We start from the raw sequence: 11,341 nt of genomic DNA, 5'->3' as shown, positions 1-11,341 counted from the left end.
CTAAAACAGGTAACGTAAACCAAATTGCATGCTCCAGGTAGTTGCCGTCGTCGTAACATTTCTGAACGGAGTGGTAGGCAACATGGTCTGGCCGTTTACAGACACCGTGTTCATCTGGAATGTAGGAACACCAGCAGTAGTTACAGCTGATCTTCTTAACACGTTGTTAGAACCGGTAATTAACTCCTGTTGGATGCCCCAGTTGCTGTTTAGGAGGTTACCCACGTTCATGATGTCCAGGCTAAACTGGAGGCTGTGACGCTGCTTGCCAATGTTCGTGAAGATATCCTGTAACAAACGGAAATCGAAGTTATTAACCCAGGGCAGTAAACCTGCGTTACGACTTACATAGCCGCCTTTGCTGTCACGTAATACCTGCACATTGTTCACGTACGTATCGAAAGCTTCGCGTTGTTGCTCTGCGGTGAAAGTTACACCGTTTGAAGTGAACGTAGCAAAGTTTAACTCTGAAGCACTGTTAGGGACGTATAATAGATCAGCGGAGATCCCATCACCGTTCAGGTCACCGTTGTACTGGAATGAGTAACGGCCCCGATTGGCACCATTGTAATATAAGGTGATTGTAGTAGCCAGGTGTTTCAGGTATTCGAAACGGTAAGAAAGGTTACCCACGATACGGCTTGGCAGAGCATTACTAGACGTGTAGAGCGTCAAGTCGTTCGGATTATTGATGTTCGGGCTGCTTCCCCAGGCCGAGCTTGCATTAGATCCTGGGTTGTCCGAAATCGTTTTAGCCGATGTGTGTGAATAGAATAAAGATCCGTAGAAGCCTTTCGTCTGGCGAAGAGTGACCCCAATCGTTGCATTAAACGAGTGACCTTTCGTAGTGTTCGTTAGTACACTGCCTGCGTTACCACCTAGGCGATTGTTATACGTGTAAGAAGCTGCATTAGGATAGAAATCACGCGTGTCGCCTGAGTAAGCCATCTTCTGCGTAGCCGCCTTGCGGTTGGCTCCAAATTGGTACACGCCCTGAAAGTCTTTCGTATACATCAGGTCAGCCGTGATTACGAAGGGAGTTCCTGGAATTACGTAATCAGCACCCAGACTGCTTCTCCATACTTGTGGCATTTTGAAGTTCCGGTCTACCAGAGCTAAGCTGCTGGGGACACCCGCATTGGGGTTCTTGATGAAAACATTTTCACCACCCGCCGGAGGATTATTCAGCCAGTAATATTTGTCAGGTTGGAAACGGATGTTGTTAATCCATCCTGAAGAAGCAGCGTAGCTACCAGGTTCGATTGTGTTCTGGATCACACCCGAGTTAGAGGGCATGTTGGTTAACCAAACGAAGGGCACACGTCCGGTAAAGATACCCGTTCCACCACGAACAACGAAGCCACCGTCTTCTTTCACGTCATAACGGAAACCGATACGGGGAGACAGCATAACGCGAGCTTTAGGCCATGAACCCGTGCTGTAGGTGCGGGGCTGTCCGTCCGTTCCTAGTAATTCCAGTTGGTCCACTACGGTGTTTGGCGTCAGTTTATTCAGGAACATGGGTAACTCCGCACGCAGACCGGCGGTTAAAGTCAGCTTTTTGTTCACCTGAATTTTGTCCTGAATGTAAGCGGAAGGTAAGCCGTATTTCGCCGGAGCATAAGTATCCTGACCCGCGTAAGGATACGTCAGGGCAAATTGAATAGGAGCTTTTTCATTAGCAGTTCCCGTAGTCAGGAAATCAGCAACGGAAGCATAGCGGTAATAAGAGGTACCAGAACGCAGGTATTGGTTACCGAAGCTTTGGTACTCGAAGCTAACCCCACCCGTAAAGTTGTGCTTGCCCGTTACATAGGTCAAGTTGTTCGTGATGTTGATGTTATCGTTCAGAACGTCATTGCCATAGGTGAACAGTTCGTAACCAGCCGTAATGTAGTTCACATAGTTGTTAGGATAACCCGTTCCGTCGCCAATGTCAATCATTGGGAATTCAGAACTTGGAGACGTACGTACCGACTGGATACGGCTGTAGGTAGCCAGGAACTGGTTGGATAGCTTGTTCGTGATGGAGCTGTTTAATTCAGCAGTCAAGGAGCGAACGATGTTTTTCTGGGTGTACATCGTGTTCGCGAAAGCCATCGATAACTGACTTACCCGGTTAGCTGTAGTGGAACGAGGGTAGGGGCCTGAGTTACCGTTGACAAGCGAAGGAGTGCTGCTTTCAACCTGGTTGTAACGAATGGCCAGTTTGTGTTTATCGCTAATGTTCCAGTCTAAACGAGCCAAAAAAGAGGTCGTTTTTTCGCTGTTATCGTTTGCATAATTTTCGTAGGCTCCTGGATCATAACCCCATTGGTTAATCAGGTGGTTACGAACAGCTTCCAAATCCGAACGACGCACACGAGTAATATTCTGATCGGGGTTGGAGGCTCCGTTTTCAGAAGCTTTCCATAAGTTAACTGCACCGGAAGCAGCACCTTTGTTTTCAATGTGCTCGGCGTTAACGAAGAAGAACAGCTTGTTTTTTACCAAAGGACCACCTAAACGGAATCCAATTGTACGAGCCGAAGAAACAGGTTTTTCAATGGTAACATTACCTGATTTTGAGCCTACCTGATTTTGGGTTCTCCAGAATGTGTAAGCAGAACCCGAGAACGTGTTGGTACCTGAACGCGTTACGGCATTGATCCCCGCACCTGAGAACCCGCTCTGACGAACGTCATAAGGAGCAATGTTCACCTGAACTTCGTCGATAGCATCGATGGAGACCCCACCACCACCGGGCAGAGGGTTTCCATTCAGACCGAAACCGTTGTTGAAGTTGGCTCCATCAATCTGATAGTTGTTATAACGACTATCGCGGCCACCGAAGCTGTTACCATTAGATTGAGGAGTCAGACGGGTAATGTCCGAGATGTCACGGCTTACGGTAGGAAGTGTAAGGATTTGACGAGCATTAAAAGAGGTAGCTGCACCCGTACGCTGACCCGTGAAGCCATCGCGGGTTCCCTGGATAGTTACTTCAGTTAATTGCGTACCTCCGTCAGACAACTGAATGTTGACCGTTGCCGCAGCACCCAGGTTAGCGAAAATATTGGTAGCCGTTTGTTCAGCATAACCGATAAATGATACCGTCACTTTGTAAGGACCACCTACCCGGATAGTGGGCAAGTTGTAAAGGCCTTCGGAGTTAGTGGTGGTACCATAGCGGGTTCCTGATGGTTCGTGAATAACGATCACGGTGGCACCAGGTAAATTTTCGCCTTTGGTGTCCGTTACGCGGCCATTAATAGCCGAAGTAGTAACCTGAGCATAGGATTGATTGCCAGTGATGATGAACATCAGCATCAGAGCAACTCCTAAGACTCCAGATAAAGGTAAAAACTTCCTCATCATGAAATTTGGAATTTAGTTTAAATTGAACTTTTAGTAGTGAGTGGAAAGAAAAATTTGACACAAATAAACATAGGAATTTGTCTTTTTTCAAGTCTTAATTTGATATGTACACTTTAAATATTTTTAATAATGTTCTGATCTGTAACAATTAGCCACTTTGGTATTGAAAAAGAACAATTTAGTGAATGTTAAATAATCGTTAAGTTTGCATAAGATATACTGTTGTATTTTTTTTATAATGGATGTATCCTCTAGAACCCTAAATTTCAATTTTTAATGAATTAACTGGGAAATACTAAGTTAGGAAGAAGAAAACTTTATAAAAGGATTAAAGCCATGCGGTAAAACAATCTATAAGCCTGGCAGCCATTCAGGAATAGATTACTTACAAACTATTTGGTAATTGATCCATATGCCAAATTTTATACCATAATTCGCTGACGTATATTTATATACGAATTAATTCTTAGGGTTACTGGTAGTTTATACCACAGGAGATGCTTACCATAGACTTGTAATAAAATCAAGGCATTACTAGTTGCTCATATTATATTTGTGGTTCTGTTAACCAACCTAATCCGGCAGGTTACATCATGCTTTAGCAGGCATCCCCATCTATGAAAAGAATTTATCTTGATAATGCAGCCACCACTCCGCTGGATCCGGTGGTTCTGGAAGAAATGTTACCCCTGATGCGGGAACAGTTTGGAAATCCCTCGTCTATTCACGGTCATGGACGGGTGGTTCGTTCGGCCATTGAGAAAGCCCGTAAGAAAGTAGCGGAATTACTGAATACGTCTCCTTCTGAGATTTTCTTTACCTCTGGCGGTACCGAAGCCGATAATACTGCGATTCGGAATACGGTACTTTCCAAAGGCATCAGACATATCATTACCTCGCCCCTCGAACACCACGCCGTTCTGCACACAGCCGAACATCTGGAAAAGGAAGGGCTGGCGAAAGTATCTCTTGTGGAACTGGATTCGAAGGGATATGTGGACTATGCTCATCTGGAAGAATTACTAAAAACAAACGAGCCGAGTCTGATTTCCTTAATGCATGGGAATAACGAAATTGGTAACTTACTGGATCTGGATCGGGTAGGGCAACTGGCAACGGAGTATAAGGCTCTGTTCCATTCTGATACCGTACAGACGATGGGCCATTACAAGCATGATCTTCAGCAGTTGAAAACTAATTTCATTGTTGGAGCGGCTCATAAATTCCACGGTCCTAAAGGGGTAGGATTCCTTTATATGCAGGCAGGAACTAAAATTCCTCCCTTCATTCACGGTGGTGCTCAGGAACGTAACATGCGGGGTGGTACCGAAAACGTGTATGGGATTGTAGGTCTGGCGAAAGCTCTGGAAATTGCTTACGCTGAAATGGCCGAGCACCAACAGCACATTCAGGGGCTGAAAACCCATATGATGGACCGTTTGAAAGAGGCGATTCCCGAAATTGGCTTTAATGGTGACCCTGAAACATCAGAGCAAAGTTTATATACGGTGCTGAATGTAAGCTTCCCACCGACTGCCGATAGTGAGATGTTGTTATTCAATCTCGACATTGAAGGTATTTCTGCGTCGGGCGGTTCTGCCTGTAGCAGTGGGTCAGACGTAGGTTCCCATGTATTAAGAGCGTTGAAAGCCGATCCTTCGCGTCCGTCCGCCCGGTTCTCTTTTCTCCAAGTACACAACGAAAGAAGAAATTGATACCGTTGTTGACAAACTGGCGGTGATTATGGGTGTGGAAAAAGTCAGCTAGATTTTTATAAATAGTATCCTAAAAGAAAACCTCCCGGTAGTTACTGCCGGGAGGTTTTCTTTTTATGAAGTCAAGCTGTCATCCTGAGCGAAGCGAAGGAGCTTATCTGAAGATGAGGAAGTACTTTCGGAAAGTACATACGGCATTTAAGTAATGTTAATCCAGAAATAACAATTTAAAAATTTGGAATACCTCAGGTAATGCATTCCAAAATGTTTCCAGAATTGGCCATTTGCTTTGTACACGTCGACCGAGCAGTTAAAACGTCGATGTTTGCGTATGAATGGTCTTCCTCTCCAATTATTCCGTGCCCGAAGTTTTCTTTTCAAACGAAAGCCTAGGTTCATTCTTTATGTATTGATGGGCACCCTGCCCGTTTCGGCTCAGGTGCAAACGCTCTCGCAGGTATTAGACCGCAGTGTAAAGCAGTTTCCGTTTCTGAAATCCAAGCAATCAGAGATGGAGAGTGCTCAGCAGCGAAAATCGGCGGCTCTAACCGAACGGTTACCTATTCTGACGGTTCAGCATCAGTATAATTACGCCACGAATAACAGCATTACCGGTTCGGTTTTTAATACCGAAGGAACCAACGTCGCTATTTCCGGTGGCGTTCGGCCTGAAAATAATTATGAAGGGGTCTTCGGCAGTTTTACAACGGCAGTAGCCGAATGGCGGCTCATCAACTTTGGTCGCGTGAAGGCCAGCATTCGGGCCGCCGATGCCGAAGTGACCCGTGCTCAGGAGGATTATCAGAACGAAATCTTCCAGCATCAGATTCGCGTATCGGATGCGTATCTGGCTTTGTTGATTAATCAGAAACTCGTTGACATTCAGCGACGCAACCTTGATCGGGCTCTCACGTTCAAGCAAATTGTGGACGCTGGGGTCCGTTCCGGCATGCGTCCGGGCGTAGATAGCTCCCTGGCCACAGCCGAGGCTTCCCGAGCCCGGATTTTATTACTTGAAAGTCAACAGCGGGAACAGGTTCAACGCCTCCAGCTTTCTGAATTAACGGGTCTGGTTGAAGATCATCTTCAGATCGATAGCCTTCGTTTTTATACCAGCTTACCCGCTTCACCTTCCGCTAGTGACAGCCTATTCTTAAATCATCCTGCCTTACGTTTTCAGAGGAGCCAGGTAGACTGGGCTACTGCCCGCAGCATTGCGACGCATCGTTCGTTATGGCCTACTATTTCGCTGGTGGGAGCAGGTTGGGCCAGAGGTTCGGGGGTTCAGAACAACGGCGATGTATACCGAACAGATGTGTCGAATGGGATAAAATATCAGGTTGGTAACTACCTCTTTGGCGTTTCGGCCCGCTGGAATCTAACCAATGCCTTGCGAATCAAGCGGGAATACCGGAGTGATGTAGCTCAAACGGAACGATTTCAGCATTTATACCAAGAACAGAATAACCGCCTACAACGACTGACGCGAGAATCAGAAACGCAGTTTAACGTCGCGATGGAACAGGCCCGTCAGGCTCCGGTACAGTTGCAGGCTGCTCGTCAGGCGTATCATCAGGCACAGGCTCGCTACAAAAACGGGCTTGCGGATTTACCCACGGTTCTCCAGAGCTTCCTGACCCTTAATCGGGCCGAAGTCGACGCGTACGTAGCCAACAGCAACGCCTGGCGTTCCCTGTTACGCATCGCCGCCGCCGAAGGAGACCTCTCTCTCTTCCTAAATCAAGTAAAATGAGTTTGGATGTTTTGAGTTTGGGGTTTTGAGTTGGAAGTCAGCCAAGTAATAACTCAAAACCTTAATGGCAACCGCTCGAAACTCAAAACCCCAAACTCAAAACGCGAAACAAGCTATGCATCAACTCATCAGATCTGCTTTACGAAAGCCTGTGGCAATTGTGGTGGCGGTGGTGGGGCTACTGTTTTTTTCAGTACTCTCGCTTCGTACCATTCCTGTCGACATTTTTCCTGACCTGGACTTGCCGACCATCTATGTGGTGCAACCCTACGGGGGGATGGCCCCCGACCAGATGGACGGCTTTATTGCCACCCGTTACCAGGATCACTTTCTCTACGTGTCCGGTATTAAGGATGTAGACGTGAAAACCATTCAGGGTTTATCCCTCATTAAGCTTCAGTTTTATCCCGGCACGGACATGGCACAGGCAGCGGCAGAGGTTGCCAATAACGTGTCGAGGGCGAAAGCCTACATGCCCGAAGGCACCGTACCGCCACAGGTCGTTCGTTTTGATGCCAGTTCTGTTCCGGTGGGGCAGCTGGTGTTTGAAAGCGAAACCCGTTCGCTGAATGAAATTCAGGATTATGCTTCTTCACGGGTGCGTCCGATGTTCTCGCGGATTGAAGGCGTATCAAGTCCGCCGCCGTTTGGAGGTAACCAGCGTACCATCGTCGTTCGTGTGGATCCTAAGAAAATCCAAAGCTATCAGTTAACGCCTGAAGAGGTTATTAAATCCATTGTGAGTAATAACCAGCCTTCGCCCGCAGGGAACATCCGGGTAGGAGACAAGGCCGTAATGACGCCCGTAAACTCGTTGGTGAAGAAGCCCGAAGACTTTCTGAATATTCCCATTCGTACAGGTTCTGGCCCTACGGTTTTTGTGCGGGACATCGGTACGGTGGAAGACGGAGCGGACGTAACGGTGAGTTATGCCCTCGTCAATGGTCGTCGGGCGGTATACATTCCGGTCGTTAAAAAATCGGATGCATCGACGCTTCAAGTCGTTACCAACCTGAAAAATGCTTTACCCGAAATTCAGAAATCCGTACCCGAAGACGTAAAGATTTCCTATGAATTCGATCAGTCCGTTTACGTAACCAATGCTTTGAAAAGTCTGGTTACCGAAGGGGTGCTAGGGGCTTTGCTAACGGGTTTGATGGTATTACTCTTCCTGCGGGATTGGCGAAGTGTAATCATTGTAGTATTAACCATTCCCATCTCAGTCATGATTGCGGTAATGATGCTGAATCTGTTCGGGCAGTCCATTAACACCATGACGCTTTCCGGATTAGCTTTGGCCGTGGGGATTCTGGTCGATCAGGCCACCGTTACCATTGAGAATATCCACCAGCATCTGGAAATGGGGAAACCCAAAGCCGAAGCGATTTGGGACGCGTGTAAGGAAATCGTTTTCCCGGAATTCCTGATTCTGTTAGCTATTCTGGCCGTATTTGCCCCCGCCTTTGTGATGACGGGCGTACCGAAGTCCATGTTCTTGCCCCTGTCGCTTTCCGTGGGTTTCGCAATGATCGCTTCCTTTTTATTGTCACAAACGCTGGTTCCGGTGCTTTCTAATTGGTTATTGAAATCCCATCCTGAACACGAAGCTCCAACGATGGCCCTGGACAGTCGGGAAATGCACTCGGTTATAGAAGAAGACCTGCATCCACCCGTTCCTGAAAGCGGCTTTGATCGTTTCAAGCATCGCTATAGCCGTTTTCTGGAAAAGCTGGTGCAACGCCGCAAGTGGGTAGTTCCCATTTACTTGATTGGAAGTATTGCGTTGATTGTGCTGTGCTTTCAATGGTTAGGAACGGACATCCTGCCGCATGGAAATAGCCATCAGTTCCAGATGCGATTGCGGGTGCCCGATGGAACACGGGTGGAGCGAACCGAAACGGCAACGCTGAAAGTGCTGGACCTTATTAAGGAAGCCGTCGGTCCCGAGAACCTCGAAATTTCCTCGGCTTATGTAGGAACGGTGCCTTCGAGTTACGGTACTTCTAATATTTTCGTCTTTAATAGTGGCCCGCACGAAGCTGTAATGCAGGTTTCTCTGAAAGAAGATTATCACGTAAAAATGGATAACCTGAAGGAAGAACTGCGTCGGAGAATTGCCAAAGAGTTACCCAACGCCCGAATCTCTTTCGAACCCATTGAGCTGACGGATAAAATGATGAGCCAGGGGTCGGCTACACCAATTGAGGTAAGCGTGGCAGCGAAAGACCTGAAAGAGGCCGGACGTTTCGCAAATCTGATCAAGGCCAACATGCAGAAAATTGATTTCCTGCGGGATGTGCAAATTGCCCAGCCGCTGGAATATCCGGTGTTGAAAGTAACGATGGATCGCGAGCGGGCCGGACAATTGGGCGTAACCTCTTCGCAGGTAGCCCGTTCGATGGTGGCGGCCACTTCATCAAGCCGTTTTACCGATAAAAACCTCTGGCTCGATGATTCGAAAGGGCTGGCTTACCAGGTGCAGGTGCAGATTCCAGAGTATTTGATGACTTCGGCGAATGAGATTGGAAATATTCCGCTGCGGTCAGGAGAAATGCATCCGGTCTTATCAGATGTGGCTCACTTTACCGAAGAAACGGCTCCGGGTGAATACGACCGGGCGGGGCCTAACCGACTGGTAACCATTAACGCCAACCTCCAGAACATTGATTTGGGGACGGCTCAGAAAGCGGTACAACAAGCCATTAAAGACGCAGGCGAGCCGCCTCGTGGGGTCATCGTGGAAATGAAAGGCCAAACTCAGTTATTAACCGACACGTTGTCGGGGTTGCAAACGGGTTTGATGGTAGCCATTGTGATTATCTTCTTATTACTCAGTGCTAATTATCAGTCGCTGAAGTTATCCCTGGTCATTCTATCAGCAGTACCGGCGGTAGTAGCAGGTGCGTTAGTCATGTTGCTGGTCTGTGGGGCCACGCTCAATTTGCAATCGTACATGGGATTGATTATGTCCGTCGGCGTATCCGTAGCCAACGCCATTCTGATGGTAACCAATGCGGAGAATTTGCGGATATCTCTGGGTAATGCCCGCCGGGCCGTTATTCTGGCAGCGGGTAGCCGGATTCGTCCCATCCTGATGACCAGTATTGCCATGGTGGCGGGTATGTTACCCATGGCCTCGGGTCTGGGTGAAGGCGGCGATCAGATTGCCCCACTTGGTCAGGCCGTGATAGGGGGCCTGGTTGCCTCGACGCTGGCCGCTCTCTTAATTCTCCCTTGCGTGTTCACGCAGGTGCAGGCAAAAGCTTCTTTACAGTCGGTATCACTGGATCCTGAAGATCCCGAAAGCAAATATTATAAACTTCAAGCTCAGGAGGAAATCGCATGAAACGCATGAATTATTGGCTAATTCTTCCCGCCATAGCCAGCTTATATGCCTGCACACCCGCAGGTAGCGAGAATAAAAAAACGGAAATGAAAGCGGCGGCACCCGTAAAACTGGAAATGACCGAAGTTCGGGAAATGCAGCCGAGTAAGAACGTAACCCTGCCGGGTGAACTATTACCCTGGAATCGGGTGAATCTTTACGCGAAAGTGAAAGGCTTTGCCAGCCAGGTCAAGGTAGATCGGGGTACCTGGGTTCGAAAAGGACAGGTGTTGGTTCAGCTTGACGCCCCCGAAGTACTCTCGGAAGTCAACCAGGCTCAGGCTCAGGTGCAGGCTCAACAGGCGAATCTCATCCAGCAGCAATCGAAATACCGGGCCAGCCGCCTTACCTATCGGCGTCTGGTTGAAACCAATCGAGTGGAAGGGGCCGTTTCGCTCAATGAAATCGATCAGGCTCAGTCGAAGATGGATGCCGATAGTGCTCTGGTGATGGTGGCTCAGGAAAGCGTTCAAGCCGCCAAAGCCAATCTTCGCAGCAAACAGGATTTAAAGCAATACCTAACGATTACCGCTCCGTTCGACGGCGTGATTATCGAACGGAATATCAGTCCGGGAGCGTTGGTGGGAGCGGGCGATGCCGGAAAACCTTTGCTCGTGCTGGAGGATACCCGAACGCTACGGCTAACCGTAGCCATTCCCGAAGCATACGCGAATCAGTTATCGAAGAAAAGTCCAGTAGAGTTTATGGTAAACGCCATTCCTGAGCGGATTTTCAAAGGCTCACTGGCCCGGAGTGCCGAAAGCCTGCAACAGGACAAACGCTCAATGATGGCTGAATTTGACATTCCCAATGCCAAAGGAGAACTCAAAGCGGGCATGTATGCTCAGGTGAAATTACCCGTCGAGCGTTCGCAGGCGACCTTGTTCGTACCTAAAAGTTCGGTCGTTACTTCATCCGAAAAAGTATTTGTTATTCGTTTAAATGGCGATAAAGCTCAGTGGGTAACGGTAGATACGGGTAATACGCTGGATAGTCTGATCGAAGTTTTTGGAGACGTAAAGGCGGGAGACGTCTTGGTTAAAAAAGCCTCAGAGGAAGTTCGGGACGGACAAACCATTCAAAAATAAATTCTTGATTCAAGCAAAAAGCCTCGACTCAAATCATTGAGTC

Annotated in this window: 4 protein-coding genes and 1 pseudogene; 4 read left to right on the top strand and 1 reads right to left on the bottom strand. The window is 48.0% G+C overall.

The window, feature by feature from the left end; genetic code table 11:
* On the bottom strand, nucleotides 1-3,357 hold the full coding sequence (locus tag QE390_RS19125; protein ID WP_307143350.1) for a TonB-dependent receptor: 3,357 nt from the start codon (nucleotides 3,355-3,357) through the stop codon (nucleotides 1-3).
* A 617-nt stretch (nucleotides 3,358-3,974) separates the two neighbouring features.
* Between QE390_RS19125 and QE390_RS19120 the strand changes: the two are divergent.
* The 4 genes and pseudogenes from QE390_RS19120 (at nucleotide 3,975) to QE390_RS19105 (ending at nucleotide 11,298) form a co-directional block, all read left to right on the top strand.
* A pseudogene (locus tag QE390_RS19120) lies at nucleotides 3,975-5,124 on the top strand (cysteine desulfurase family protein).
* 279 nt (nucleotides 5,125-5,403) lie between these two features.
* Nucleotides 5,404-6,825, top strand: a complete 1,422-nt coding sequence (locus QE390_RS19115) for a TolC family protein (protein ID WP_232793787.1) — start codon at nucleotides 5,404-5,406, stop codon at nucleotides 6,823-6,825.
* A gap of 115 nt (nucleotides 6,826-6,940) precedes the next feature.
* Nucleotides 6,941-10,171, top strand: a complete 3,231-nt coding sequence (locus QE390_RS19110) for an efflux RND transporter permease subunit (protein ID WP_307143349.1) — start codon at nucleotides 6,941-6,943, stop codon at nucleotides 10,169-10,171.
* 5 nt (nucleotides 10,172-10,176) lie between these two features.
* Entirely contained in the window at nucleotides 10,177-11,298 is a 1,122-nt protein-coding gene (locus QE390_RS19105; RefSeq protein ID WP_106637884.1) for an efflux RND transporter periplasmic adaptor subunit, read from the top strand.
* Nucleotides 11,299-11,341: the final 43 nt, after the last annotated feature.

The organism is Siphonobacter sp. SORGH_AS_1065 (assembly GCF_030818595.1).
Taxonomy (GTDB): Bacteria; Bacteroidota; Bacteroidia; order Cytophagales; family Spirosomataceae; genus Siphonobacter.
Note: the sequence above shows the minus strand (reverse complement) of the source record. Positions and strands in the feature narration are given on the sequence as shown.